We start from the raw sequence: 25,581 nt of genomic DNA, 5'->3' as shown, positions 1-25,581 counted from the left end.
CGTGCCCACGAGGGCTACTGGGGATAGTAGTAACCCCAACCGATGGCCTCGGGGACGGGACCCATGATCGAGCCCTGAGTGAGTTGGTGGGCCTGGCCCACGCGGATCAGTCGAACACGACGCTTCATCGTCTTGGTCCTTGTGGCGGCGGCCGTCCAGACGGCCGCGTTGCGGGAAAAACGACGGCGCGGCCGCCAGGGTGTGACGGTCGCGCCGTCGCGGCGAGGCCGCTCAGGCCGGGGTGTAGCGGCCCGGCTGGAAGTCCTCGGAGTAGAGCCCGACGATGGAGCCCTGGGTCAGCCGGTGCGCGTCGCCCACGCGGACCAGGCGCCGGCGTTGAGCGGTGTGGGTCTTGGACATGATCGTCTCCTTTCGAAAGCCGCTGGTTGCGGCCCGTCCATGACACGACCTGGGATTGCTATATTCAAACCTATATTCGGGAAGATTTGATCAGGCCCAGGGCGACGGCGAGAATCCGCCCGCTCTGGGCGGCGCGCCGCGCGAAGTGCCGGCGCACGGCTCGGGTCAGGGCGGCCTTGTCCAAACCCTCGCGGTCCGGCCCGCCAGCGCCGCGCGCCAAAGCCGGCGCTCCGAAGAGCTTGGCTTCGGCCGCAGCCAGCGGGGCTAGCTGAGCTTCGACGCGGCCGCAGGCCCGCATCAGGGCCCAATTGGCCGCGCCACGCGCCGAGGCCAGCGGGTTGTCCAGATCGAAGGCCGTCAGGTCAGCGCCGCGCGCCTGGACCACGGCGATGACCAAGACGCCCGCCAGGTCGTAGAGTTCAGCCACCCGGACCGGGTCGTGCAGCAGCGCCGCGTAGCCGTGGGGCGTGCGCACGACGAGGTCTTCGCCGGCCAAGCGCGCCAACACCTCGCGCACCGGCGTGGTGCTGACGCCCAGCTCCTCGGCCAGACCCGCGATCGGCAAGGCGGCGCCCTGCAGCGGGCCAGCCCGCGCCAGGCGCTGGCGCAGGGTCTCGAGCGTTCGGTCGAAGGGGTCGCGATCGCGCACCAAGGCGGGCTCCAGGGAAAGGCTTTCGATGCTGAGAGCCTCCTGCGGCCGCGTCGAGCCGACAGCGGCAATCCGGCGCGAAACCCTGTGGATCAGGGGCAGGGACGACTCACCGCGCGGCGTATCGATCCGGTGTCGCCGATTTCCTGCCTGCCAAATTGCAGAACATTGCCGGTTTTGCCGCAGCGGGCATCGCCACGAGGACCCTTCGGTCAAATTTGACAGCACCCTGACAGTGTAAATGTAGATTTATGCATTTCAGGTTGCACTGACGGGCTAGCGTTCAGGCTATGTGATCGACAATCATCTAGAAGTTGTTGGCTTGGAGCTTTGCATGCTCAGCTCGCCTACGGCGCCGCTGGCGCGCCAGGCCCGTTTGCTTTCGCGCACCCTGAAAGAGGTCAAGAAGGAGCGACGCATGACCTCGATCGAGATCGCCTTGAAGATGGGCGTGGCCCTTCGGACCTATCAAGACTTCGAGAAGGGAAAGGGCGACTTTGACCTGTGGAAGATCCGACGCTTCGCCAAGGCCACCCGCAGCGATGCGATCGGGATCGTCCTGGCGGTGATGTACGGCAATCCGCGCATCGCGATCATCACGATGCGGTCCAAGTTCCTGATGACCGGGTGGCTTGGGTTCATGGAGATGTGGCGGGCCCTGGGCGACCGGCTGCATCTGATACCGGCCTCCCAGGTCCTCTTGGCGTTGCGCAAGGTGGCCGAGCACCTGCGCGACTATCTGGATCGCCGCGCTGACTCCATGGAGGCGTGGCTGGAGACGTCACTGGACGAACTCTATGAGGACCCCACGGACGGCGAGGAGGACTAGGTTCGCCACCCGATTAGCCGGGTGCGGGCGGCGGGGGCGACGTCGCCGGCGTGTCGACCTTGCGGATCCAGACCAGTGGGAGTTCGCCATCCTCACTAGCCATGGCGCGCGCATTGATCGGCTCAGGCCAGCTGGGATCGTCGAGCTTGAGACTGAGAACCGCGCCGCTGGTGTCGTTCACCCGCCAGGCCGCGCCGGCGTCGGCCGTCCCGGCGGTGATGTCGAAGTCTGGCGCCCTGGCCGAGAACTTGGTGGCCGGGACAAGGCGCAGGTCGACGGCGAGGCTCAGGGTGTCCAGGCGCCCGACGAAGCCGGCGCCGTCGCGACGCAGATGGCCGATGGTGGTCATGTTCATTCCTTCCGCGAGAAACCCGCCGGTCGTTTGCCGGTCGGCGGCGGCTCGATCGCGGCGGGGGGAGCGCCGGGTTGAGGATCGAGCCGCCGCCTTGCCGATCACCGCGGGGGAAACGGGATCGGCGGCGCGCGGGGAGCGAAACGGACGCTTCGGCGGGCGGTGGAAGCGTCCTCGCGGGTCCCGCGAAAACCGTTGTGTTCCGCCTTCCAGCGCGCCTCAAGACGCCCAGGGCGTCCGGCGTAGAAAGACAGGCCCTAGCGTAGAGTCGGCGGTTTTGGCCCTCGTCGGATTCGCGCCGAGGCCCGCCAAAGGACCAGCGCCGCGCCCGCCCCGCCGGGGGGCGGGGCGGGCTGGCCGTGATCGTCAGTCCTCGCGGGGACCGTTGCTGCGCGACCAGACCAGGGTCTGGACGCCGTCGATGTCGACCAGGGCGACGTTGATGGCGGCGGCGAAGGACGGGTCGTCCAGCTTGACCGACAGATAGTCCTTTTCGTCCTTGCTCGTCTTCTTCCAGGCCGCACCCAGCTCGGCCTTGCCGGCGTAGATGCGGAAGTCCGGGCTCTTGTCGCTGGTCTTCTCGACCGGACGGAATTGGACGGACTTGACGTTGATGGTCAGGGTGTTGATGGCGCCGGTGAGCGAGCCGTTTTCGTGGGCGACGAAGGTGCCGATGGTAGCCATTGTGGTCTCTCCGATCTGAACCGGGCCGCGCCGATCGCGGCCTCGATGGCGATCCGAAGGACCCGGGCCGACGCCGGCCCGCAGAGCGCGCCCTGCCCCCAACCGCTGCTGGGGGCGCGCTCCCGAAGCCTCGGCGAAGGACCGAAGGCGGAGAGTTTCTTGTCTCGCGAGGAATGGGGCCGTCAGGCTCCAGGGGAAGAAAGTCGATGGACAAGGTTGCGGTGACGGACCGGACCCGGTCCAGATCAGGCCAGAAGAGGACGCGGTCGGCGAGCCCGGCAAAGATCTCTTGGAGAGACCGCCATGGCTGGCGTCGGCACCTTCGTCGTCCATGAAAGCCGCTCGCCGCCGGCGCCCTCGACGCCCTGGCCGACGACTTCAAGGTCGGCCAGGGCCGTCCGACCGAGAGGACCAGCGGCCAGAGCCCTGGCTTCCGCATCTTCGCCGGCAAGGTCGAGCTGAGCGCGGCCCGGAGAGGACCGAGGCAGGACTTAAGGACATCCTGTCGGTCGAGCTGAACGCCCCGTCCTTCGTCGCCGCCCTCAACGTCGCCCTGGTCGACAGCGACGGCGTCCAGACCCTGGTCTGGTCGCGCAGCAATGGTCCCCGCGAGGGCTGACGATCACGGCCGGCCCGCTCCGCCCCCCGGCGGGCGGGCGCGGCGCTGGTGTCGGCGCCGGGCTCGGCTATAGGAGACGCCATGCCCGCCACCCCACTTCTCGCCGCCGCCGTCATCGCCTGCACCGCGCCCCAGGTCCACGACGGCGACACCTTGCGATGCGGCCCCGATCGCATCCGACTCTACGGCGTCGACGCCCCCGAGGTTAAGCGTGGAAGGACCCCGGCCGAGCCATTCGCCTACCAGGCGCGCGACCTCCTGGTCGGCCTGACGCGCGGCCGCGTGGGCTGCCGGGTGGTCGCCCACGACCGCTACGGCCGCCATGTGGCTCGCTGCTGGTCGGACGCGACGCCCGACATCAACGCCGCCTTGATCCGGTCGGGCCTGACGACGGAGTACCGTCGCTACAGCAAAGGCGCCTATGCCAAGGCCCAGGACGAAGCCCGCCTGGCAAGACGAGGCGTCTGGGCGCCGGGCGCGCCGCCCCGTCCGTCGCGCTAGACCGCAGCGTCCTCAAGGCTCTTGAGGTCCTCGAAAGGCTCGCCATTCTGGCCGGCAGCCGCCGCCTCGCCCCGCGTCCAGACCCGGGTTTCCCGGTCCTTGCTGACCAGGATCCGAATGCCGCGATAGCGGATGCCCCGCCAGATCGCCGTACAGCAGGTCGGCAGGTTCTTGCCGACCCAATCGTCCGTCTGAAAGGTGATGACGCCCGGCCGATCGGCGTCGTCGCCGGTCTTTTCAAATTGGTCCTGCATGGCTTTCAGCAGGCTGTCGATCTCGGCTTGGGTCATGGCAGGGCGATAGGCGATTCCTCGCCCCAGCGCGCCCCTCCCAAGCCAATCCCTATCGTCGGACGGCTGCCCCGTGACGGGCCATCAACGAAAAGCGGCCGATCCCAAAGGATCGGCCGCGCCCGCGCACGAGAAAAGTGGGGCGGCCCGAAGGCCGCCCCACACGCTCAGGTCTCGATCTCGGCCGGGGCCTCAAGCTGGGGCTCGACCTCGTCGGCAGACGCCGCCGCGTCGGCCTCCTCGTCCCCTGGCGCCGTCGCCCCGACCTCGACGGGCGGCCCTACCCGATCGCCCTCCCCGCCCTCGTCGGCCCGCGCTGCTTGGGGCTTGGCAGTCCGCAGCACCGAGGGCAACCAGCGCGCCGCCAGCAAGACCGGCTCGGCGACCTCGACCATCTGACCCTTCTTGAGCTTGGCCATCCGCTCGGCGTCCTCGGGCTTGGACGCCTCGGCCACCGCCGCCAGGACGTGGGCCTTGGTCACCGCGTTCAGATAGCGGTCTGCGCTCGGGGACCACCAATCACGCATGTCCAGATCGAGGGCCGTGGCCAGCTGGTCGCCGTGCAGCCAGACGCCAGGACGGTTCTCCCAGCCGCGCACGGCGTCGAGGCTGCGGCTCAAGCAATGCGCCAGCAGCGACAGACGACTATCGGCGTCCAGGCCCACCACGAAGGCCCAGAAGTCCACCGGGTTTTCCGGCATCTGCCGCGCCCAGGCCGCATGGCGCTCGGCATTGGCCAGACCCGCGCGACTGTCCTCGATCCCCTCGCCGTCATTGGCCAGTTCATGCGAGCCCATCCGAACGTCCAGGCACGAGGGGATCGCCCCGCCGCGCGAGAAGGTGCGAAGCGCCAGCACATGGACCAGGGCGGCCAAGGCGATGTCGGGGCTTTCGGCCAGGACGCAGCGCAGGGCCGCGCTGCGGTGAGCGGTCAGGTCGGCCAGGATGCGCACTGGCAGCGGCGCGGCCGCATCACCCAGCGGCTCCTCTTCGGGCTCGTCCGAGCCCGAATTATCGACCAAGGGCGCCGCGCCCTCCGAGGAGGCGACAGACGAAGCCTCATCGGCTTCATCCTCCTCGTCCGGTTCGGGCTCGGGCGGCAGGTCCTCGGGACGGACATAACCGCGCTCGATGCGGACCTCGCCGTCCTGACCAAGCACCAGGAAGGCGCCCGCCCGCGCCTTTTCGGCCGGGTCGAAGCCGTAGTCGTCGGCCAGGGCTTCCAATTCGCGGTCGATCAGGTCGAGCCGCGCCTCCACCTCCTCGGGCAGGTCTTCCAGATCGGGATAGCGGTCGATCAGTTCGTCACGCTCGCCGTAGAGGCCTTGGCGCATCGCCACCTCATCGGCAGGCCGTGGGAGCACCCTTTCCCAGACGCGCGACCAGCCGTGGCCGTGGGGGTGGCTGAGATAGGCCTCGACCCACTTCCACCCCTCGGCGGCCTGAACGCGGGCGGCCTCGACGGCGAGCTTGTCGAAGACGAGGCGTTCCAGAAGCGCCACGTCTTCGGCCCAACCGCCGCCCGCCGGGGTGAACAGGTCGCGCAACACCGGCCCGCCCGCCGCCTCGTAGGCGTCCAGGCCGACATAGACGACGCGGCGGTCGTCCCCGGCGACCTTGTCCTCGACCATCATGCGGCGGATCACATGAGGATAGCGCTGGTGCTCGGGCAGTTGGTCGAAGACCTGCTGCTGGCGGACGACGTCCGGGTTGACCGCGAAGGCGGTCACCTGCTCCAGGGTCACCGCGCCCTCCCGGTACAGGTCGAGCAGACCGGGCGCGACCGAGCCCAGGCGAAGACGCTGGCGCACGGTGTCGGGCTTGAGCCCGAACCTCGCGGCGATCTCCTCGGCGCTCCAGCCGCGACGCTCGGACAGTTCGCGGAAGGCTTCATACGCGTCCGCCGGGTGCATCGGTTCGCGGCTGGAGTTCTCATCAAGCGAGACCTCCACGGGGTCGTTGACCGTATCGACCACGCAGCGGACCGGAACGGCCTTGGCCAGGACGCGCCGCTTGGCCAGCAGGCGCAGGGCTTGGCGCCGCCCCTCCCCTGCGCTGACCAGATAGTAGCCGGTCGCGCGCCCGTCCTTCAGTTCGGGCTCCACGACCAGCGGTTGGAGCACGCCCTTGGCCTGGATCGAGGCGGCGCGAGCCTCGATCACCTCGGCGGGATGGCCCACGCGCCGCGCGTTGCGCGGCGAGGCCTTCAGGCGATTGAGGGGGATTTCCCGCACATCGCCATATTGGGCGCTGGCGGCGGTCTGGGTGTTGGCAGACATGGTAGCCTCCTTGGGCTCACGGGTTCAGGCGCAAAAGGCGCGCCTGAACCCGGCGCCCGTCGGCGAGACCGGGTGTGCAAACGGAGGGACGGCTTCGCGGGGACCCGGCTGCAGGACCGAAGGTCCGAAGCTGGGCGGAAGGCGTTGCGAAGTGCGCCGAGGGCGGAGCCCTAAGCCACACCGGCGCGATAAGCGCCGGCTAGGCAGGGATGGGCCCGCGCCAGCGGGCGGCGGCGGCGACGACGATCGCGCCGCCCCGCTAACACCCGAGGAGGAAGAGCGTGACCGGATCGGGCTCAACGCCCGTCAGCGCCGTCTCCAAAGTGTCGATCCGGTCCAGCAGCACCGCCTTTTCCGACGCTAGGCCATGGATGATCAGGGCCACGCTGTTGAGTCGCACGCGGACAATCTCCAGGGCTTGATCGACCTCGGCCAGCGCGAGCGCGATAGCGGGGGTGGCGACGGTCTTGGCCCGGATCTCGGCCAACGCCCAGCCGATGCGATGGAGCCTGACGCGCGGATCGATGTCGCGGTCCAGGCGGTCGACAGCCTGGCGGGCGGTGTCGAGGTAGGTTTTCAGGAGATCTTGGAACGTCATGTGCGGTCCTCGTTTCAGGGGACCTTTTCAGTAGCGTCACGACGCGGGCGGGAGCGACCGTTTGGATAGCTATGCCGGACCCGGCCGCGCATGCCGGCCGAGTCTGGCCGTCGCAGAGATGGTCCCTCGTCATGCCCGTTCCCCCCCGGACCCCGCAGCGCCGGATAGACGAAAGCGGCCGATCCCAAAGGATCGGCCGCCGGGCCTTGCCGCCATCCATCGAAAGATGGACGCCGCGCCCGAAAGCGCGGCGTCCTCGCCGCCTAATATTCCTCGGCGAGCATGAGGGTCAGAACGCGCTTGGTCACGGCCGGGTCGGCCGGATCGGGCGAGGCCATGCAGAGGTCGAGATCGTAATAGTCGATCTTCCAGAAGAGCCGCGCGCCCCCGACCTCGAACGCACCGAAGTCGCGTTCGCCGTGGGGGTTGTTGTCCTCGGAAAAGTCGGCGAACGCCTTTACGGCGGCCACGACCTGGGCCAACTGCGGCTCGGAGAAGGCCTGGACGCCGGGCGTCAGCACCCAGCCCGCGCCGGGCTCGGCGCGGCAGGCGTCATTCAGCACCGCGATCGCGGCGGTATGATCATCCTCGGTCATAGAAGTTGCTCCTTGGGAGTTCGGGGTCAGGCGCAAAAGCGCGCCTGGCCCCGGCGCCCGTCGGCGAGACCGGGTGTGCAAGCGGAGGGGCGGCTTCGCGGGGATCCGGCTGCAGGACGGCCAAGGGCCGGACGAAGCTGGGCGGAAGCCGATCCGAAGCGCGCTGAGGGCGGAGCCCTAAGCGGTGCGCGCGCGCAAATGCGAGCGCTCATGACCAATGAAGCGTGCAAGGAGACCGCGCGAAGCGCGTGTCGGAACGTCCGCGTCGAGCGGCTGGCGGCAGGCCAAAGCCTGCCCGAAGGCGGCGCGCCCGTAGGAGAGCCGAAAGGCTCGGGACCGAGCGTGACCGCCAGCCGCTCTCCTTGTCGGGTGGAGCCGACCGCGCAAGCGGCCGGCGGGAACCCCGCTCGGATCGGGCGGAGCCGGTAGCTTCCGCATCTAGCGCTCTGCTAGAATGACGACGGCGACCGTCGACGACGGCTCGCGATGAGGAGGGACCTCGATTGAGCGTTGAACCCGAGTTTCGCAAGATGGTGACCGGCTTCGCGAACGGCGAAACAGATGCGGTCCTGTTGCACATCGACACGGCTAAGCTCCTCACCGTTGAGGAATGGGAGCTGCTCAAGTCAGCCGGCGCCGGCGTGGTCGTCGTCAACAAACAGCTGCCCGAAAACGACGACTGAGCGTCGGATCCGGGCTTCGACCTAGCAACGGCCCGCCCGCGCCCAACGGGCGGTGCGACCAAGACTGGCGACCACCGCCCCACGACGCCGCCCCCTGGCCCGGTCGGGTCGAGGCGCTTTCGCCGTTCCCCTGTCTTTGTACGCCAGGGTACGCCACGGGGCTGATCGCGTTTGCATCCGCGGGCCTGGGGGCGACCATGGGCCTATGCCGAGAAAGTCCCAGCCCCGAGACCTGCCTACGGATCTCCACGACTACCTAAATATTCTGCCGCCGCCGCTACCAAGACCCCCTCCCTCCCGTGTCTCCTTTGCAGTCACGGACGTCTGGTCGGCCAAGGTCCCCTTCGAGATCGATGAGCTCCAGTTGGTCGAGGCCTATCTGGAGACGGTGCTGGCCGAACTGCTCGGCCCTTTGCCCTGATCCACGCAAGGAAGGACAGAGATGGCCAAGCGCCGAACCCCACCACCGCCCGCCAACCCCAGCGCCGCGCTGTACCTGCGCGTCTCGACCGGCCGCCAGGCCGACAGCGACCTGTCCATTCCCGACCAGGGCCGGCAACTGCGCGCCTATAGTGACGGCAAGGGCTGGCCAGTGGCCGACGAGTTCGTCGAGCCCGGTAACACCGCTACCGACGACAAGCGGCCCGCGTTCCAGGCCATGATCGACGCGGCCATGGCCAAACCCCCACCGTTCCAAGTCATCCTGGTCCACTCGTTCTCCCGCTTCTTCCGGGACCAGTTCCAGTTCGAGTTCTACGCTCGGAAGTTGGCCAAGAACGGGGTGAGGATCGTCTCGATCACCCAGGAGGTCGGCGACGACCCCATGGGCGTGATGGTCCGCCAGATGATGAACCTCTTCGACGAGTACCAGTCGCGGGAGAACGCCAAGCACACCCTGCGCGCCATGAAGGAGAACGCTCGCCAAGGGTTCTGGAACGGCTCTCACCCGCCGCTCGGCTATAGGGTCGTCGCCGCCGAGCAACGGGGCGAGCGGATCAAGAAGAAGCTGGAGATCGACCCGATCGGAGCCGAAACGGTCCGCCTCATCTATCGCCTAGCGCTTCATGGCGCTAACAACAGCGGCCCCATGGGGGTCAAGGCGATCGCGACCTACCTCAACGACAACAAGATCACCACCCGCGGCGGCGGGCGCTGGAGCAACGGCACGGTCCACTACACCCTGACCCGTCCGACCTATATCGGCGAGCACCGCTTCAACAGCCGCCACTACGCCAGTCAGGAGCCCAAGGACGAGTCCGAGCACGTCATCATGGCCGTGCCGCCGCTTGTTGACCGAGATACGTTCGACGCCGTTCAGCGCGCGATGTCCCAGCGCAACCCGCTCGCCATGGCGCCGCGCTTCGTCAACAGCCCGATCCTGCTCGGCGGCATCTGCTTCTGCGGTGGCTGCGGCATGGCGATGACCCTGCGCACCGGCAAGCAGTCCGCCTACCGCTACTACACCTGCAGCACCAAGGCCCGCCAAGGCGAGACAGGCTGCAAGGGGATGAGCGTGCGGATGGACCTGCTGGATGCATCGGTGATCGACCACCTTGAGAACCGCTTGCTCAATCCCGAGCGGCTGGCCGCCATGATGGACAACATCATCGATCGTCGCTCGGAGTGGATTGAAAAGCGGCACCGTCACGTGAGCGATCTACGCAAGCGCGCGACCGAAGCCGATCAGCGCCTTCAGCGGCTCTACGCCTCGATCGAACAGGGCGTCGTCGACCCAGGCGATCCTTCGCTGAAGCAACGGGTCACGGAGCTTCGGGCCCATCGCGACAAGGCCCAAGGTGACGCCGAACGCGCCGCCAAGGCCATTGAGCACATCATGCCCGCGCTCACGCCCGACCTACTGCGCCGTTTCTCGGACGCGACACGGGCGCTCTTTCGTGCTGAAGATGGCGCATTCCGTCGGGATCTAATCCGAACGGTGGCGCAACGGGTGGAACTGCTCTCGCCGCACGAAGCCAGAATCTGTGGTTCGCGGGTCGAGTTGCTGAGAACCCTGGCCGTCAACAACGGCGTAGAATCGGCGGCTCTTGTCGTTCCAGGTTTTGTCCGGGATTGGCGCGCCCTGCAGGATTCGAACCTGCGACCGTTCGCTTAGAAGGCGAATGCTCTATCCATCTGAGCTAAGGGCGCGCGCTCGCCGGCCCAGCCTGGAGGCCCCTAGTGGGTCCAGGGCTGCTTGCGGTTGGCCGCGAAGTTGTCGGCGTAGGCCTTGATGATGCGCTTGGGCGTCTTGGGCTCGAACAGCTGGAACGCGATCTCGTGACGCTGCGCATAGGCCACGGCCTCGTCGCGCGTGTCGAAGGTCAGGCGGATCTGGCCGTTCATGTCGCTGGACTGGGTCCAGCCCATCAGCGGATCGGGCTTGCGGGCCGAGGCGGGCTCGAACTCCAGCACCCAGTCCTTGGTCTTGGCCTTGCCGGACTGCATGGCGTTCTTGGCGGGGCGATAGATGCGGGCCAGCATGGACCTCTCCCAAAGTACCTGACCGATGGTCGGAGCGGCAGGATTTGAACCTGCGACCCTCTGCTCCCAAAACAGATGCGCTACCAGGCTGCGCTACGCTCCGAAACATCAGCAGGCGGCTGCTCTACAGGGGTTCGGCCTGCGGATCAACGGAGCTGAGCATCATTCATTTGGGGAAGATCCTGTGCAACACCCGATCGCCCGGCAGGATGCCGAGCTGGGCGGCGCGCCCGCCGGCGATCTCGAGAACGCCCAGAACCATGCCGCCCGACGGCAACGGCGTCTGGTCATGCGGCCGCGCGTTGCGGACAATCGAGAGAATGCGCCCGTCCGGCTGGATGAAAATGATGTCCAGCGGGATCAGCGTGTTCTTCATCCAAAAGGCCGCGGGTTGCGGCCGCTTATAGGTGAAGAGCATGCCGCGGTCGGCCGCAAGCGACTTGCGGAACATCAAGCCCCTCGCCTGCTCGGCCTGGGTGGCGGCGATCTCGACCTGAAACCGGGTCCGGCCGCGGACGGTGACGACCTCGACCGTCTCCAGCCGGGCCTCCGCCGCCCAGGCCTCAGCGAAGCCAAGCCCGAAGGCCCCGCCCACCAGGGACAGGGTCGCGCGTCTGCTCAGCCTGGGTCCTGACACTGATCACCTCGTCCGAAAGCTCGCCGGGTAGACTAGCTTCCGGAGCGCCATGGCGAAAGTCAGGCGTCGCTAGCGGTGATCTCGGCGACGACAAGCCCCTTAGGGCCTCGGGCGAACCGGACCAGCACATCGTCGCCGGGCTGGAGATCTTCAAGACCGCCGCGCCGAAGCGTCTCGATATGGACGAAGATGTCGCCAGGCTCGGCGTCGCGGACCACGAAGCCATAGCCCTTGGTGCGATTGAACCATTTGACCTTGGCGCGCTCAGCGGGCCCCTCGGGCGCCAGCAGATTCCGCCCATGACTGTCGCCACGCAGACCCTCCCGCCGAGGCGGGCTATCCGCGAACGTTCGCTTCTGCCGCTCGATCGGCGCCGGGGCGGACGTCTCGTCGAGGTTGACGACCTCGCTCACCTGCCAGCCCTTGGGCCGCCGCACCACGTCACAGACGATGACAGCGCCCTCCATGGCGGTCTCTCGTCCGCAGTTCCGCAGCGACGTGACGTGCAGCAGCACGTCCTTCAGCCCGGTCTGACCAGGATCATCGGGTATGATGAAGCCATAGCCCTTGCCGGCGTCGAACCACTTCACTCTTCCGCTGATGCGCACGAACTCCTCATGCGCCGCGGCATTCTCAAAATCGTAACCAGACATCCCACCCCTCTGGCTCGCTTGATCAGCCCATCGGAGCGAGCACACGAGAACAGTGTTCTCGCGTAAGGAGAACCGTCAATGACGAAATCGCGTCAAACGGCCACGCAAGGGGGGTCCGCGACATTTCGCCGCAGACACAATCTAGAAACATTCGGAAATACAGCCGAAGATGGCAGTCCCTAGGGGAGTCGAACCCCTCTCTCCAGATTGAAAATCTGGCGTCCTAACCGATAGACGAAGGGACCACGTCGCCGCCAATGGCGGAACATCGTCGAGATATGGCCTCGCGGGTGGCAGTCCCTAGGGGAGTCGAACCCCTCTCTCCAGATTGAAAATCTGGCGTCCTAACCGATAGACGAAGGGACCACGGCCCCGCGAGGAAGCGGGTGTATAGCCGCGCCGTTTGGGGTGCGCAACCCGGCAAAAGTCATTTTTTCTGTCCGTCCACATCCGCCTGCGGCCAGGACACGGATCGGCGTGTTCGGACGCCCAGGCCGCGGCTAGGCGTAGCGCGCCCGGGGGTCGTGGGCGTCCTCGATTTCGAACTGAACGCCATTGCGTCCCATGTAGTCGTCGGGCTTGAGCCTTCCCGCCACGTCGAGCGCGCCGCCGCCGGCCAGCAGCCGCTGGCCCAGCGGCGTCTCGGCGCTGCGCCAGCTGACCGCCTTGATTCGATCGCCGGTCGGCCCGACGAGATCGAGCCGCACATGCCCGCCCTTCAGGGCCGTCACCCGGTCGGGGCGCACCTGGGTCATGGCGAACATCGGCTCGGGATTGCCGGGCCCGAACGGCGCGAGGCGCTGGAAGTCGTCGTGCAGGGCCCGGCTTGCGGCGCGGGGCTGCAGCAGGACGTCGATCTCCACCGCCTCCGCGCCGGCCGCCTCCATCTCGCCGGCCAGGCGCTCCTCAAGGAAGGCTCGGAACTCGGGGATCATCTCAGGCCGAATTGAAAGGCCCGCGGCCATGGCGTGACCGCCGCCGGCCATCAACAACCCCGCCTCGAAGGCGGCCTGGATGGCCTGTCCCAGGTTCACGCCCGGCTGCGACCGGCCAGAGCCCTTGCCGACATTCGCGGCCCGGTCGATCCCGATCACCACCACCGGCTTGCGATAGCGCTCGCGCAAGCGGCCGGCGACAATGCCGATCACGCCGGGATGCCAGTCTTCCCCCGCTACGACGATGACCGGCGCGTCGGGATTGAAATTGCCACGCTCCAGCACGCCGGCGGCTTCTTCCACGACCGCCGCCTCGACCGCCTTGCGCTCAATGTTGAGCGCGTCGAGCTCCTCGGCCAGGGCGCGCGCCTCCAAGGGGTCGTCCGTGGACAGGAGTCGCGCGCCAAGATCCGAGCGCCCGATGCGTCCCCCGGCGTTGATTCGCGGTCCAAGGATGAAGCCGGCATGGAAGACCGATGGCGGGCCGGAGCCCTTGCCCACTTCGAACAGCGCCTTGAGACCTGGATTGGCCCAGGCGCCCATGGTGCGCAGGCCCAAGGCGGTCAGAGCGCGGTTGAAACCGACCAGCTGGGTGACGTCACAGACCTCGCCCAGGGCGACAAGATCCAGCCACTGGCGAGGGTCGGGCTGCGGCCGCGCCTCGGTAAACAGGCCGCGCTTGCGCGCTTCGCGATTGAGCGCGGCCAAGAGGACGAAGGTCACGCCGGCGGCCGCCAGGACGCCCTGCCCGCTCTGGCACCCGGGGCGATTCGGATTGACGACGGCGGCCGCGGCGGGCGGGTCCTCGCGCATCAGGTGGTGGTCGATGACCACCACCTCGAGGCCGATCTCGGCCGCGCTGGCGACGGCGTCATAAGCGGCGGCGCCGCAGTCAAGCGTCACGACCAGCTCGGCCCCGCTGTCGCGGATCTTGCGGAAGGCGGCGGGACTTGGCCCATAGCCCTCGGTCAGCCGGTCGGGGATGTAGATCGGCAGCTCGACGCCCATGTAGCGGAACCAGCGGACCAGTTGGGCGGCGCTGGTGGCGCCGTCGACGTCGTAGTCGGCGAAGACCATCGTTGGCCGCCCCTGCTCCAGCGCGTCGATCAGGATCTCGGCCGCCCGGTCCATGTCCGTGAAGCTTGAGGGGTCGGGAAACAGCGCCTTGAGGGTTGGGCGCAGATAGTGCTCGGAATGCTCAAGTGAAACGCCGCGCGCCGCCAGGGCGCGCGCCAGGGGCTCGATCAGCCCATGGCGCTGCTGGATATCGCGCACGACCAACGGGTCGGCCGCGCGCTCGCGCCAGGCGCGGCCGCTGAGCGAGCGTTCAACGCCGAGGAAGGCGCTGGGAACGAGATTCGAGACACCGTCGGCGGCCATGGCGGCAGAGTATCCGGTCATGCGGATTCGCTCCATGCGACACCGCCATGACAGTCCCGGACGCAGGTTAGCCGCGCGCCATCTCTGAGCGGACCTCTTCCACCTCGTTGGCCGAGCCAAGGACCACCGGCACGCGCTGGTGCAGCTTGGTCGGCTGGATGTCGAGGATGCGCCCGACGCCGTCCGTGGCCTTGCCGCCGGCGCGCTCGACCACGAGGCCCATCGGATTGGCCTCGTACATCAGGCGCAGCTTGCCGGGCTTGCCCGGCTCGCGGGCGTCCCAGGGGTACATGAAGATCCCGCCGCGCATCATGATGCGGTGGACGTCCGCCACCATCGAGGCGATCCAGCGCATGTTGAAGTTCTTGGCCCGAGGGCCGTCCTTGCCCTGCAGGCAACCGTCGATATAGCGCCGGACGGGCTCGGCCCAGTGGCGCTGGTTGGACATGTTGATCGAGAACTCGGCCGTGTCTGACTTGATGCTCAGCGCCGGATGGGTCAGCAGCCACTGGCCGTCGGCGCTCAGCGTGAAGGCGTTGACCCCGCCCGACAGCGTGAGGACCAGCATGGTTTGCGGGCCATAGACGGCATAGCCTGCGGCGACCTGGTTGCGTCCTGGCTGCAGGAAGTCGGCTTCGGCGGGCGCATGACCGACAGGCGCCGGCAGCACCGAGAAGATCGTGCCGACCGAGACATTGACGTCGATATTGCTGGAGCCGTCCAGCGGATCGAAGGTGACGAGATAGCCGCCGACGCGGCCCGTCGGCTCGACCTCTTCCAGCTCTTCCGAGGCCAGACCGGCGACCGGGCCGCAGGCCTTCAGGGCGTCGCTGAGCATGTCGTTGGTGATGACGTCGAGCTTCTTCTGCTCCTCTTCCTGAACATTGGTGCTGCCGGCCGCGCCCAGGCTGCCCGACAGGGCGCCGGACGCCACCACGCCGCTGATCCGCGCGCAGGTGTCCGCGATCGTCTGGACGACGTCCTTCAATGCGGCGTCGGCGGGCTCGGTGGCGAGCCAGGCGGACAGGTCGACAAAGTTGGACATGCGAACCTCAAGAACCGTGAGCATTGGCCGCCCTTACCGGGCGGTCATGACAGGAAGGTTTCAAACCTTCCGCTTCATACGCACCTCACGGACCGTGCCCGTCGAGGAGTTCATCACCAGGGTGTGGGTGTGGACGCAGCCGTCGCGGAACACGACGCCGTCGACCAGGCCTCCCCGCGTCACGCCCGTGGCCGCGAAGATCGCCTCGTCCCGAACGATCTCGTGAAGGTCGTACTTCTTGTCGAGGTCGGTCACGCCCCACCGCGCGGCGCGGGCGCGCTCGTCGGCGGTGCGGAACAGGAGCCGACCCTGGAACTGTCCGCCGACGCATTTGAGCGCCGCGCAGGCCAGCACCCCTTCCGGCGCGCCGCCGGAGCCGAGATAGAGGTCGATGCCCGTCGAGGGATCGGTCGTGTTGATCACCCCGGCGACGTCGCCATCGGTGATCAGGTGGACCCGCGCGCCGACCGCCCGCAGTCCGGCGATAATCTCGGCGTGACGGGGACGATCCAGCACGCAGACCGTGATTTCAGTGAGCGGAACGCCCTTGGCCTCGGCCAGCCTCCGGACGTTCTCGGCCGGCGAGCGATCGAGATCGATCACCCCCGCCGGCAAGCCCGGCCCGCAGGCGATCTTGTCCATGTAGGTGTCGGGCGCGTTGAGCAGCGTTCCCTTGGGCGCCCAGGCCATGACGGTCAGGGCGTTGGGCTGCGACTTGGCCGCCAGCGTGGTCCCCTCGAGAGGATCCAGCGCGATGTCGATCTGGGGCCCCTTCCCGGTCCCGACCTTCTCGCCGATGTAGAGCATCGGCGCCTCGTCACGCTCGCCCTCGCCGATGACGATTTCACCGTCGATGTTCAGCTCGTTGAGCGCATTGCGCATGGCGTCGACGGCGGCCTGGTCGGCGGCCATCTCGTCGCCACGGCCCAACATCGTCCAGGAGGCGATGGCGGCGGCCTCGGTCACGCGAACGGCGTCCAGGACCAGCGAGCGGTCCAGGGTGTTCGAACTCATCCGTTTCTCCTAGCCCCCGCAGCCGAGGGCTTAGTTCCCAATGTCGCCCTCGGCGCCCGGATTTTCCGGGTCGTTAGATGCGCGCGACGCGCAGAAGGCGGGGACGCTCTAGCACGGTCTGCAGCTTTTCGATGCGGCTAATCGCATCCAGCAGCTTCGATTCCGGCGTCGCATGGGTAACGAGCACGATCGGCACGCCACCCGCGCCTTCGATAGGCTTTTGCAGGAAGCTGTCGATCGAGACACCGCATTCGGCCAGGGTTTCCGAGATCGCCGCGATGACGCCGGGCTGGTCCTGGACCATGATCCGCAGATAGGCCTTGCCCACCGCGCGGGCCGGATCGATGGCGATGAACGGCTTCAGATCGCCGGCCGGGGCCTGGAAGACCGGGCGGACGGCGCGCGTCATCACGTCGGCGATATCGGCGGCGACGGCGGCCGCCGTCGGGCCAGCGCCCGCGCCCGGCCCCTGGATGAAGATTCTGCCGATCCGCGTGCCCTCGATGAACAGGGCGTTCAGCGCCCCACCCGCCTGGGCCAGAGGATGGTCCAGCGGGACCAGTGACGGATGCACCTTCACCGCGACGCCGTCCTCGGCCTTGGCCGCACCGGCGATCAGCTTGATCCGGTAGCCCAGATCCTTGGCCAGCTTGATGTCGAGCAGGTCGACATCGCTAATTCCCTCGATCTCGGCCGCCTCGAAGTTCGGGGCGCAGCCGAAGGCGAGAGCCGCCAGGATGCTGATCTTGTGGCCGGCGTCGAAGCCGCCGACGTCCATGGTCGGATCGGCTTCGGCATAGCCCAGGCCCTGGGCCTCGCGCAGCACGTCGGCGAACGAGCGTCCGGTCCTTTCCATCTCAGAGAGAATGAAATTGCAGGTGCCGTTGAGGATGCCGGCGACGCTGACGACGTCGTCCCCGACCATCGCCTCGCGCAGCATCTTCACCGCCGGGGTGCCGCCCATGACGGCCGCCTCGAACAGCAGCGGTACGCCTTGGGACTCGGCGAGAGCCGCCAGCTCGGCGCCATGCACGGCGATCAGCGCCTTGTTGGCGGTGACCACCGGCTTGCCGGCCTTAAGCGCGGTTTCGACCGCGGCCTTGGCCGGACCGTCGGAACCGCCGATCAGCTCGACGAACAGGTCGACGTCCGGCGAGCCGGCCAGGGCCACCGGATCGTCGAACCAGGCGAGGTTCGAGATGTCGACCGTCCGCGGCCGCGACTTGGACCGGGCCGAGACCGCGGTCACGACGGCCTTGTCGCCGGCCGGCGCGAAGCCGGGCCGCTCGGCCAGGAACTGCAGGAGGCCGCCGCCCACGGTGCCCAGGCCCGCGACGCCGACGCGCCAGGTCTTGTTCGTCATCTTCGAGTCCTCAATACGCCGTCGGGAAAGGCCTGCCTCAGGCCTGTTCCATCTTGTTGTGGGCCTTGGCCAGGATGGAGTCGGCGTTGGCGATGAATTTCTTCACGTTGCGCGCGGCCTGGCGGATGCGGTGCTCGTTCTCGACCAGACCGATCCGCACATAGCCCTCGCCATATTCGCCGAAGCCGATGCCCGGGGCGACGGCGACGCCGGCCTCCTCGATCAGCAGGCGCGAGAACAGCATCGAGCCGGCCTCGCGATACGGTTCCGGAATCTTCGCCCACGCGAACATCGAGGCCGGCGGGTTCGGGATGTCCCAGCCCGCGCCCTTCATCGACTTGATCAAGGTGTCGCGGCGGCTCTTGTAGATGCCGCGGATCTCGTCGACGCAGTCCTGCGGACCGTTCAGGGCCGTGGCGGCGGCCACCTGCACGGGCGTATAGGCGCCGTAGTCCAGGTAGGACTTCACGCGCGCCAGGGCCGAGCAGATCCGGCTGTTGCCCACCACCATGCCCACACGCCAGCCCGCCATGGCGTAGGTCTTCGACAGCGAATTGACCTCGACGGCGATATCCTTGGCGCCCTCGACCTGCAGCACCGACGGCGGCGGGTTGTTGTCGAAATAGATTTCGCCATAGGCCACGTCGCTGATCACCAGCAGGTCGTGCTTCTTCGCCAGCGCGATGGCGTCCTTGTAGAAGTCCAGATCCACCCACTGGGCGGTCGGGTTCGACGGATAGGACAGGATCAGCACGCTGGGCGGCGGCACCGAGTGCTTCACCGCGCGGCTGATGTTGGAGAGATACTCTTCCGGCGACAGGGCCGGCACGTGGCGGATGATGCCGCCGGCCATGATGAAGCCGAAGGCGTGGATCGGATAGGCCGGGTTCGGGCAGATGATCACGTCGCCCGGACCGGTCAGGGCCTGGGCGAGGTTGGCGAAGCCCTCTTTCGAGCCCAGGGTCGCGATGACCTCGGTGTCGGGATTCAGCTTCACGCCGAAGCGGCGGCCATAGTAGTTGGCCATGGCCTTGCGCAGGCCCGGAATGCCCTTGGAAGCGGAGTAGCGGCCGGCCTTGGGATCCTTGGCGGTCTCGATCAGCTTGTCGACGATATGCTGCGGCGTCGGCATGTCGGGATTGCCCATGCCGAAGTCGATGATATCGGTCCCTTCGGCGCGCAGCCGCGCCTTGATCTTGTTGACCTCTTCGAAGACGTACGGCGGCAGGCGGCGAATACGGTGAAAATCGGTGCTCATGACGGCTCGTTGCGCCGCGTCGGCGCTTTGGGAGCGAAAAGTCGGGCATGGATAGACCCCGAGCGGGGCCAAGCCAAGCCAGTTCAAGGAAGATTATGCCTCCGTCGCCCTATTGGGGCTGTGACGGAGGCGCGCTAGCTCGGCCGCGGGCTGCGCGGGCGAAGGCTTCGGTGTTGGCGCGGTCGGTGTCGGTCGGGGCTTCGAACGCCGGCGGCGTCACGTCCCGGCGCGCCTTGGCGGCGTAAGACTCGCTGTCCTTCAGCTCCCAGGTCGACGGGGCGGTGGCGCGCTCAAGAGCGGCGCCCGCCGCCTGTTGCTGGGCCACGGCTGAACGGATTTGGTCCGCGCTGGGGATGTCGCTCGGGATCACCGGGATTTCCGAGAGCTTCAGACGCGCGCCCTTGGTCTTGGCCGCGCTGGCGGCGGCGGCGGCCACCGGCGAGCTCGGATCCACGGGAGCGGTCTTGAACGGGTTCGCGCAGGCGCTCGCGCCGGCCGCGAGGCCGACGATCAAACCGAGACGCATGATTTTGCGGGTTTCGCCGTTCATTGGTTCTGGTCTTATGCGATGATCGCGGCGAGCGGAAGGCGTTCGACGTCGCTTTTCGCGAACTGGCTTTGGACAAGCGGAGGAAACCTCATGGCCACGGCGAAGGCCGCCCCCAAGCCCAAGAAGAAGGCCGCGCCCAAGACCGACAAGAGTCAGGTCAAGGCCAAGCCAGAAGCTCCCCCTTCGCCCGAACCCGCCGCCCCACCGCCCGAGTCCGAGTCGGCGAGCGCGCCGCCGCCAGCGTTCGATTCGCTGCTGTCGCCCGAGCAGGTGAAGATGGTCGAGACGCTCTCGGCCAACCTGGCCCGCGCCGCCGTGACCGCCCAGGGCGCGATCGCCGAAGCGGCGCTGCGCCAGGCCGATCGGCCGGCCGCGCTGACGCCCGATCCTTTCCATGTCGCCCCGGCCCTCAACGAGGTGATGACCCGCCTCGCCGCCCAGCCTGACCGCCTGATGCGCGCACAGGCCGATCTGTTCTCGCGCTACATGGACCTTTGGCAATCGGCCGCCCGCCGCGCGGCCGGCGAAGTCGTCGAGCCCGTGGTGACGCCCGCGCCCGGCGACAAGCGCTTCAACGATCCCGACTGGGCCTCCAACCCCATGTTCGACCTGATGAAGCAGTCCTACCTGCTGTCGTCGAACTGGCTGAACAGTTTGGTGGCCGAGGTGGACGGCGTGGATCCAGCCACCAAGCGACGCGTCGAGTTCTTCACCAAGATGCTGACCGACGCCTTCTCGCCGTCGAACTTCCTGATGTCGAACCCGGCCGCCTTGCGCGAAGCGGTCCAGACCCAGGGCGAGAGCATCGTGCGCGGCATGGAGAATTTCGCCGCCGATCTCGAGCGCGGCGGCGGCCAGCTGGCGATCAGCCAGACGGATCTCGCCAAGTTCAAGGTCGGCGAGAACGTCGCCACCGCGCCCGGCAAGGTCGTCTATCAGAACGACATTTTGCAGCTGCTGCAGTTCGATCCGACCACGGAGACGGTGTGCGAGATCCCGCTGCTGATCTTCCCGCCGTGGATCAACAAGTTCTACATCCTTGACCTGCGCCCCGAGAACTCGATGATCCGCTGGCTGACCGGCCAGGGCTTTACCGTGTTCGTCGCCTCCTGGGTCAATCCGGACCAGACGCTCGCCGCCAAGACCTTCGAGGACTACATGATTGAGGGCGTCTATGACGCCACCCAGCAGGTCATGACCCAGTGCGGCGTCGATAAGGTCAACACGGTCGGCTACTGCATCGGCGGCACCCTGCTGTCGGTCGCCCTGGCCCACATGGCCGCCCGCGGCGACACGCGGATCAACTCGGCCACCTTCTTCGCCGCCCAGCAGGACTTCGCCGAAGCCGGCGACCTTCTGCTGTTCACAAACGAAGAGTGGCTGCGCTCGATCGAGCAACAGATGGATCAGGCCGGCGGCTTCCTGCCCAGCCAGTCGATGGCCGACACCTTCAACGCCCTGCGCGGCAACGACCTGATCTGGTCGTTCTTCGTCAGCAACTATCTGATGGGCAAGGAGCCGCGGCCCTTCGACCTCTTGTTCTGGAACGCCGACCAGACGCGGATGCCCAAGGCGCTCCACCTGTTTTATCTGCGCAACTTCTATAAGGATAACGCCCTGGCCAAGGGCGAGCTGACCATCGGCGGCGAGCGGCTGGACCTGTCCAAGGTCAAGGTCCCGATCTTCGTGCAGTCCTCCAAGGAGGATCACATCGCGCCCTATCGCAGCGTGTTCCGCGGCGCGAAGCTGTTCGGCGGCCCGGTAACCTTCATGATGGCCGGCTCGGGCCACATCGCCGGGGTGATCAACCCGCCGGGCGCCAAGAAATACCAGCACTGGATCAACGAGCAGAAATGCCAGTCGGTCGAGGTCTGGCAGGCCGGGGCCAAGGAATTCCCGGGGTCCTGGTGGCCCTACTGGGGCGAGTGGCTGAAGGCGCGCTCAGGCGACCAGGTCCCCGCCCGCGACCCCGCCAAGGGCAAGCTGAAGCCGCTGGAGGACGCCCCCGGCAGCTTCGTGCTTGTCAAATCGAACCCGGCGGACGCGGACTAGAGGCCCGCGTCCTCTTCCAGGCCCAGCGCGATGTTCAGGTTCTGCACCGCCGCGCCCGAGGCGCCCTTGCCGAGGTTGTCGAGCAGGGCGACGAGGCGCGCCTGGCCGCTGGTGTCGGAGCCGAACACGAAGAGCTTGAGGCTGTTGGTGCCGTTCAGCCCTTCAGGGTCCAGGGTCGTCAGCGCCTTGGCCTCATCCAGCGAGGCGACCTCGATGAACCGTTCGCCCTTGTAGTGCTTGTCGAGCGCCGCGTGGATGTCGGCCAGCGCCGCGCCGTTCAGGCTCGAAAGGTGCAGCGGCAGCTCGACGATCATGCCCTGGGCGTAGCGGCCGACGGCGGGCGCGAAGATCGGGCGGGTCAGCAGGCCGCCATGCTTCTGCATCTCGGGCACGTGCTTGTGGCTCAGCGACAGGCCGTAGATGAAGTATGGGGCGCGGGTGTGGTTCAAGGCGCTCTCGTCCTCGAACTGGGCGATCATCGCCTTGCCGCCGCCGGTATAGCCCGAGACGGCGTTGTAGGAGACCGGCAGCTCGGCCGGCAGGATGCCCGCGCTGACCAGCGGCCGCGTCAGGGCGATCGCGCCGGTCGGATAGCAGCCGGGGTTCGAGATCCGCTTGGACTTGGCGATCTTGCCCCGCTGTTCGCCGTCGAGCTCGGCGAAGCCATAGGTCCAGTCCTCGGCCGTGCGGTAGGCGGTCGAGGCGTCGATGATCACCGTGTCGGGATTGCTAACCAGCGAGACGGCTTCCTTGGCCGCGTCGTCGGGCAGGCACAGGATCACCGCATCGGCGCTGTTCAGCATCTCGGCGCGGGCGTCAGCGTCCTTGCGCTTGTCGGGATCGATCGAGATCAGCTGCAGGTCCGTGCGGGCCAGCAGGCGCTCGCGGATCTGCAGGCCGGTGGTGCCGGCTTCGCCGTCGATGAAGACCTTGGGGGCGCTCGCCATGGGCGGACTCCGATCCTGACAGAACAAGGAAAAAGACCAAGAAAAAGGGCGCTTCGGAGACCCGATTAGCGCTTCGAGAACTGGAAGCTGCGGCGGGCCTTGGCCTTGCCGTACTTCTTACGCTCGACGACGCGGCTGTCGCGGGTCAGGAAGCCGTGCGGCTTCAGGACCGGGCGCAGGCCGGGTTCGTAGTAGGTCAGGGCCTTCGACAGGCCGTGACGGATCGCGCCGGCTTGGCCCGACAGGCCCGAGCCTTCCACGGTCACGACGACGTCGAATTGACCGAGGCGATCGGTCACTTCCAGCGGCTGGGCGATCATCATGCGCAGCACCGGACGGGCGAAATAGACTTCCTGGTCACGACCGTTGATCGTGATCGAGCCCTTGCCCGGCTTGATCCAGACGCGAGCGATCGCGTTCTTGCGCTTGCCGGTCGCGTAGGCGCGGCCTTGGGCGTCGATCTTCGGTTCGGCCGGAGCGGCAGCTTCCGGGTTGCTGGACAGGCTGGCCAGCGCGTCAAAGCCTTGAGCGTCAGTCATAGCTTAGAGGCTCCGGATGTTCTTGGCGTTGCGGCCCGCGAAGTCGACGACTTCGGGGTTTTGCGCTTGATGCGGGTGCTCGCCGTTGTTGTAGATGAGCAGGTGGGTCAGCTGCTTGCGAGCCAGCGGGCTCTCCTTGGGCAGCATGCGCTCAACGGCCTTCTCCAGGACGCGCTCGGGGAAACGACCGCCCAGCACCTTGCGCGGGGTGGTTTCCTTGATGCCGCCCGGGTGACCGGTGTGACGGTAGTAGACCTTGTCGTCGAGCTTCTTGCCCGTGAACTTCACCTTGTCGGCGTTGATGACGACGACGAAGTCGCCGCAATCGACGTGCGGGGTGTAGTCAGGACGGTGCTTGCCGCGAAGACGCATGGCGATGAACGAAGCCAGACGGCCGACAACGGCGTCCTGGGCGTCGACCACGATCCACTTCTTCTCGACCTCGGCTGGCTTCAAGGAAGCCGTGATCTTCTGCATGGGATTGATCCGTAATTTCTAGGCGTCCGACCCCGAGAAATCCGGTTTCGTCCGTGTGAGGCGCGGCATTTACGGAAGGGCTGGCGGCCTGTCAACAACGGGACGCGAAAAACTTGCAAAACCCATTGAAAACAACGAGTTGAGCGATACGGTAATATAATACCGCAACCTTCGTTTTCAAACCGTCATGAAAGGCGTGCATAGCGCTGAACGTTACATACTAACAGGGGCGCTCCATGACCTTCTCCCGCCGCGGCTTCCTGGGCGCGACCGCCACCAGCCTGGCCTTCGCGGCCTTCTCCGCCCGCGCTCAGGACGAGGCGCTCGAGGCCGAGACCTACCTGAATGAGGTGCAAGGCTACGGCGCGCTGGTCCCCGACCCGAAGGGCATGATCGATCTGCCGCCGGGCTTCCGCTACCAGGTCATCTCCCAGGCCGGAGAGACGATGAGCGACGGCCTGCTGGTCCCCGGCAAGGCCGACGGCATGGGCTGCTTCGGCGTCGACGCCGAGCGCGTCCTGCTGGTGCGCAACCACGAGCTTTCGGTCAGCGACATTTACAACGGCGCCTTCGGCCTGGGCGAGCGGCTGATCGACCGCATCGATCGCTCCAAGGTCTGGGACTTCCAGAACGGCCAACGCCCCCTGCCCGGCGGCACGACGACTCAACTGTACAATCTGAAGACCGGCCAGACCGAGCGTCAGCACCTGTCCCTGGCCGGATCGCTGGTCAACTGCTGCGGCGGCGTGACGCCCTGGGGCTCGTGGCTGACGTGCGAGGAGACGACGATCGAGGCGGGCCTGGAGGTCGGCAAGGATCACGGCTGGGTCTTCGAGGTCCCCTCCTCGCACGTCGGCCTGGTTGAGCCCGTCGCCCTGAAGGGCTTGGGCCGCTTCAAGCACGAGGCCGCCTGCATCGACCCGCGCACCGGCGTCGTCTACCTGACCGAGGACGTGGCCGACGGCCTCTTCTACCGCTTCCTGCCGAATGACCGCCGCGACCTGGCCAAGGGCGGCCGCTTGCAGGCCCTGGGCCTGATCGACGCCCCCGAGGGCGGCGACACCCGAAACCAGGAGGAAAAGAGCTTCCCGATCGGCGGCTGGAAGGCCGCGCACTGGATCGACCTGGACGGTGTCGACAATCCCTATGACGATCTGCGCCGGCGCGGCCACGCCAAGGGCGCGGCGATCTTCTGCCGGGGCGAAGGCGTGTTCTTCGGCCAGGGCGAGCTCTACTTCGCCTGCACCGCCGGCGGCGCGGCCGGCTCGGGCCAGATCTTCCGCTACGTTCCCTCGGCCGTCGAAGGCCAGGCCGGCGAGAAGGATCGGCCTGGCAAGCTGCAGCTGTTCGTCGAAAGCCAGAACGATCGGGTCTTGGACTACGCCGACAACCTCGTCGTCGCGCCGTGGGGCCATGTGATCGTCTGCGAGGACCGCTATTCCGACACCCTCCGCAACCACCTGCGCGGCGTGACGCCCCAGGGCAAGATCTACACCCTGGCCCGCAACGTCTTCACCGGAAACTCGGAGTTCGCCGGCGCGTGCTTCTCGCCCGATGGCGGCACGTTGTTCGTGAACCTGCAAAACCCTGGCGTGACCCTGGCGATCACGGGGCCGTGGGCGAGCGTGAAGGCTTAGAACAGACACGACTTAGCGTCCTCACGCGATCGCTCGCGAAGGTCATGGGGAGGCGACGGAGCGGCCGGGCGAACCCGGAGACCGTAGAGTTTGTTTGCGTTTCGGCTCGAACGTCCGCTCCGCCAGGCTGTTGTTTCCATGAGGACGGCGGGCGTGAGCGTTATCTGCTCGGG

Annotated in this window: 26 protein-coding genes and 4 tRNA genes; 6 read left to right on the top strand and 24 right to left on the bottom strand. The window is 67.3% G+C overall.

The window, feature by feature from the left end:
* Positions 1–231 precede the first annotated feature (231 nt).
* Together DI526_RS02810 and DI526_RS02805 are read right to left on the bottom strand one after the other, a co-directional pair.
* On the bottom strand, positions 232–360 hold the full coding sequence (locus DI526_RS02810) for a hypothetical protein (RefSeq protein WP_304273822.1): 129 nt from the start codon (positions 358–360) through the stop codon (positions 232–234).
* A 70-nt stretch (positions 361–430) separates the two neighbouring features.
* Positions 431–1,009 carry a GntR family transcriptional regulator gene (locus tag DI526_RS02805; protein ID WP_304273820.1) on the bottom strand — a complete coding sequence of 193 codons (579 nt, stop codon included), beginning with the start codon at positions 1,007–1,009 and terminating at the stop codon, positions 431–433.
* A gap of 334 nt (positions 1,010–1,343) precedes the next feature.
* Here DI526_RS02805 and DI526_RS02800 point away from each other — a divergent pair, with 334 nt between their 5' ends.
* Positions 1,344–1,838 carry a helix-turn-helix transcriptional regulator gene (locus DI526_RS02800; RefSeq protein ID WP_304273818.1) on the top strand — a complete coding sequence of 165 codons (495 nt, stop codon included), beginning with the start codon at positions 1,344–1,346 and terminating at the stop codon, positions 1,836–1,838.
* A 13-nt stretch (positions 1,839–1,851) separates the two neighbouring features.
* Here the strand turns inward: DI526_RS02800 and DI526_RS02795 are convergent, their stop codons facing one another.
* Both DI526_RS02795 and DI526_RS02790 read right to left on the bottom strand, forming a co-directional pair.
* Entirely contained in the window at positions 1,852–2,187 is a 336-nt protein-coding gene (locus DI526_RS02795; RefSeq protein ID WP_304273817.1) for a DUF736 family protein, read from the bottom strand.
* Positions 2,188–2,556: 369 nt separating this feature from the next.
* Positions 2,557–2,874 carry a DUF736 domain-containing protein gene (locus DI526_RS02790; protein ID WP_304273816.1) on the bottom strand — a complete coding sequence of 106 codons (318 nt, stop codon included), beginning with the start codon at positions 2,872–2,874 and terminating at the stop codon, positions 2,557–2,559.
* A gap of 700 nt (positions 2,875–3,574) precedes the next feature.
* Between DI526_RS02790 and DI526_RS02785 the strand changes: the two genes are divergently transcribed.
* Positions 3,575–3,994 carry a thermonuclease family protein gene (locus DI526_RS02785; RefSeq protein ID WP_304273814.1) on the top strand — a complete coding sequence of 140 codons (420 nt, stop codon included), beginning with the start codon at positions 3,575–3,577 and terminating at the stop codon, positions 3,992–3,994.
* On the opposite strand, the gene DI526_RS02780 is transcribed toward DI526_RS02785, so the two are convergent.
* The 4 genes from DI526_RS02780 to DI526_RS02765 form a co-directional block, all read right to left on the bottom strand.
* The gene (locus DI526_RS02780) at positions 3,991–4,284 is read right to left on the bottom strand and encodes a hypothetical protein (protein WP_304273812.1); all 294 of its coding nucleotides are present in this window, start codon (positions 4,282–4,284) and stop codon (positions 3,991–3,993) included. The two genes, DI526_RS02785 and DI526_RS02780, sit on opposite strands and share 4 nt — an antisense overlap.
* 167 nt (positions 4,285–4,451) lie before the next feature.
* Positions 4,452–6,563 carry a ParB/RepB/Spo0J family partition protein gene (locus DI526_RS02775; protein ID WP_304273809.1) on the bottom strand — a complete coding sequence of 704 codons (2,112 nt, stop codon included), beginning with the start codon at positions 6,561–6,563 and terminating at the stop codon, positions 4,452–4,454.
* 259 nt (positions 6,564–6,822) lie between these two features.
* Positions 6,823–7,161, bottom strand: coding sequence for a hypothetical protein (locus DI526_RS02770; RefSeq protein ID WP_304273807.1), 339 nt, complete (start codon positions 7,159–7,161; stop codon positions 6,823–6,825).
* 263 nt (positions 7,162–7,424) lie between these two features.
* Positions 7,425–7,757, bottom strand: a complete 333-nt coding sequence (locus DI526_RS02765) for a DUF3768 domain-containing protein (protein ID WP_304273805.1) — start codon at positions 7,755–7,757, stop codon at positions 7,425–7,427.
* A 503-nt stretch (positions 7,758–8,260) separates the two neighbouring features.
* Here DI526_RS02765 and DI526_RS02760 point away from each other — a divergent pair.
* Together DI526_RS02760 and DI526_RS02755 are read left to right on the top strand one after the other, a co-directional pair.
* A complete protein-coding gene (locus DI526_RS02760) occupies positions 8,261–8,440 on the top strand; it encodes a hypothetical protein (RefSeq protein WP_304273803.1) in 180 nt (59 codons plus the stop codon).
* 442 nt (positions 8,441–8,882) lie between these two features.
* Positions 8,883–10,553 carry a recombinase family protein gene (locus DI526_RS02755; RefSeq protein WP_304273945.1) on the top strand — a complete coding sequence of 557 codons (1,671 nt, stop codon included), beginning with the start codon at positions 8,883–8,885 and terminating at the stop codon, positions 10,551–10,553.
* Here DI526_RS02755 and DI526_RS02750 read toward each other — a convergent pair.
* The 13 genes from DI526_RS02750 to DI526_RS02690 all read right to left on the bottom strand — a co-directional run bounded on the left by DI526_RS02750 (position 10,512) and on the right by DI526_RS02690 (position 19,756).
* Positions 10,512–10,588, bottom strand: a tRNA-Arg gene (locus DI526_RS02750). The two genes, DI526_RS02755 and DI526_RS02750, sit on opposite strands and share 42 nt — an antisense overlap.
* Positions 10,589–10,615: 27 nt before the next feature.
* Positions 10,616–10,921, bottom strand: coding sequence for an ETC complex I subunit (locus tag DI526_RS02745; RefSeq protein WP_013078830.1), 306 nt, complete (start codon positions 10,919–10,921; stop codon positions 10,616–10,618).
* A gap of 26 nt (positions 10,922–10,947) precedes the next feature.
* Positions 10,948–11,024, bottom strand: a tRNA-Pro gene (locus tag DI526_RS02740).
* 63 nt (positions 11,025–11,087) lie between these two features.
* A complete protein-coding gene (locus DI526_RS02735) occupies positions 11,088–11,558 on the bottom strand; it encodes a DUF192 domain-containing protein (RefSeq protein ID WP_304273798.1) in 471 nt (156 codons plus the stop codon).
* Positions 11,559–11,617: 59 nt separating this feature from the next.
* Complete coding sequence (cspD, locus tag DI526_RS02730; RefSeq protein ID WP_304273797.1) at positions 11,618–12,211, bottom strand: stationary phase survival cold shock domain protein CspD; 594 nt, start codon at positions 12,209–12,211, stop codon at positions 11,618–11,620.
* Between the two features lie 170 nt (positions 12,212–12,381).
* Positions 12,382–12,456, bottom strand: a tRNA-Glu gene (locus DI526_RS02725).
* A gap of 46 nt (positions 12,457–12,502) precedes the next feature.
* Positions 12,503–12,577: transfer RNA gene (locus DI526_RS02720), tRNA-Glu, on the bottom strand.
* A gap of 134 nt (positions 12,578–12,711) precedes the next feature.
* On the bottom strand, positions 12,712–14,526 hold the full coding sequence (gene recJ / locus DI526_RS02715) for a single-stranded-DNA-specific exonuclease RecJ (protein ID WP_304273943.1): 1,815 nt from the start codon (positions 14,524–14,526) through the stop codon (positions 12,712–12,714).
* A gap of 67 nt (positions 14,527–14,593) precedes the next feature.
* Positions 14,594–15,571, bottom strand: coding sequence for a class 1 fructose-bisphosphatase (locus DI526_RS02710; RefSeq protein WP_304273796.1), 978 nt, complete (start codon positions 15,569–15,571; stop codon positions 14,594–14,596).
* 60 nt (positions 15,572–15,631) lie between these two features.
* On the bottom strand, positions 15,632–16,585 hold the full coding sequence (gene glpX, locus DI526_RS02705; protein WP_304273794.1) for a class II fructose-bisphosphatase: 954 nt from the start codon (positions 16,583–16,585) through the stop codon (positions 15,632–15,634).
* Positions 16,586–16,658: 73 nt separating this feature from the next.
* Positions 16,659–17,948, bottom strand: a complete 1,290-nt coding sequence (locus DI526_RS02700) for a homoserine dehydrogenase (RefSeq protein WP_304273792.1) — start codon at positions 17,946–17,948, stop codon at positions 16,659–16,661.
* Between the two features lie 37 nt (positions 17,949–17,985).
* A complete protein-coding gene (locus DI526_RS02695; RefSeq protein ID WP_304273790.1) occupies positions 17,986–19,206 on the bottom strand; it encodes an LL-diaminopimelate aminotransferase in 1,221 nt (406 codons plus the stop codon).
* A 109-nt stretch (positions 19,207–19,315) separates the two neighbouring features.
* The gene (locus tag DI526_RS02690) at positions 19,316–19,756 is read right to left on the bottom strand and encodes a hypothetical protein (RefSeq protein WP_304273788.1); all 441 of its coding nucleotides are present in this window, start codon (positions 19,754–19,756) and stop codon (positions 19,316–19,318) included.
* A 90-nt stretch (positions 19,757–19,846) separates the two neighbouring features.
* Here DI526_RS02690 and DI526_RS02685 point away from each other — a divergent pair, with 90 nt between their 5' ends.
* Positions 19,847–21,808 (top strand): class I poly(R)-hydroxyalkanoic acid synthase, encoded by a 1,962-nt coding sequence (locus tag DI526_RS02685; RefSeq protein ID WP_304273786.1) that lies wholly within the window; start codon positions 19,847–19,849, stop codon positions 21,806–21,808.
* On the opposite strand, the gene argC is transcribed toward DI526_RS02685, so the two are convergent.
* From argC to rplM, 3 genes are all read right to left on the bottom strand, one after another.
* Positions 21,805–22,755, bottom strand: a complete 951-nt coding sequence (gene argC, locus DI526_RS02680) for an N-acetyl-gamma-glutamyl-phosphate reductase (RefSeq protein WP_304273784.1) — start codon at positions 22,753–22,755, stop codon at positions 21,805–21,807. The two genes, DI526_RS02685 and argC, sit on opposite strands and share 4 nt — an antisense overlap.
* Before the next feature lie 65 nt (positions 22,756–22,820).
* Positions 22,821–23,294, bottom strand: coding sequence for a 30S ribosomal protein S9 (gene rpsI, locus DI526_RS02675; protein ID WP_004624294.1), 474 nt, complete (start codon positions 23,292–23,294; stop codon positions 22,821–22,823).
* A gap of 3 nt (positions 23,295–23,297) precedes the next feature.
* Positions 23,298–23,771, bottom strand: a complete 474-nt coding sequence (rplM, locus tag DI526_RS02670; protein ID WP_299005948.1) for a 50S ribosomal protein L13 — start codon at positions 23,769–23,771, stop codon at positions 23,298–23,300.
* 236 nt (positions 23,772–24,007) lie between these two features.
* Here rplM and DI526_RS02665 point away from each other — a divergent pair, with 236 nt between their 5' ends.
* Complete coding sequence (locus DI526_RS02665; RefSeq protein WP_304273769.1) at positions 24,008–25,408, top strand: alkaline phosphatase PhoX; 1,401 nt, start codon at positions 24,008–24,010, stop codon at positions 25,406–25,408.
* Positions 25,409–25,581 lie beyond the last annotated feature (173 nt).

It is taken from the genome of Caulobacter segnis, from assembly GCF_003243465.1.
GTDB lineage: Bacteria > Pseudomonadota > Alphaproteobacteria > Caulobacterales > Caulobacteraceae > Caulobacter > Caulobacter segnis_A.
The sequence above is the reverse complement of the archived record's forward strand: the minus strand, read 5'-3'. Positions and strand labels throughout refer to the sequence as shown.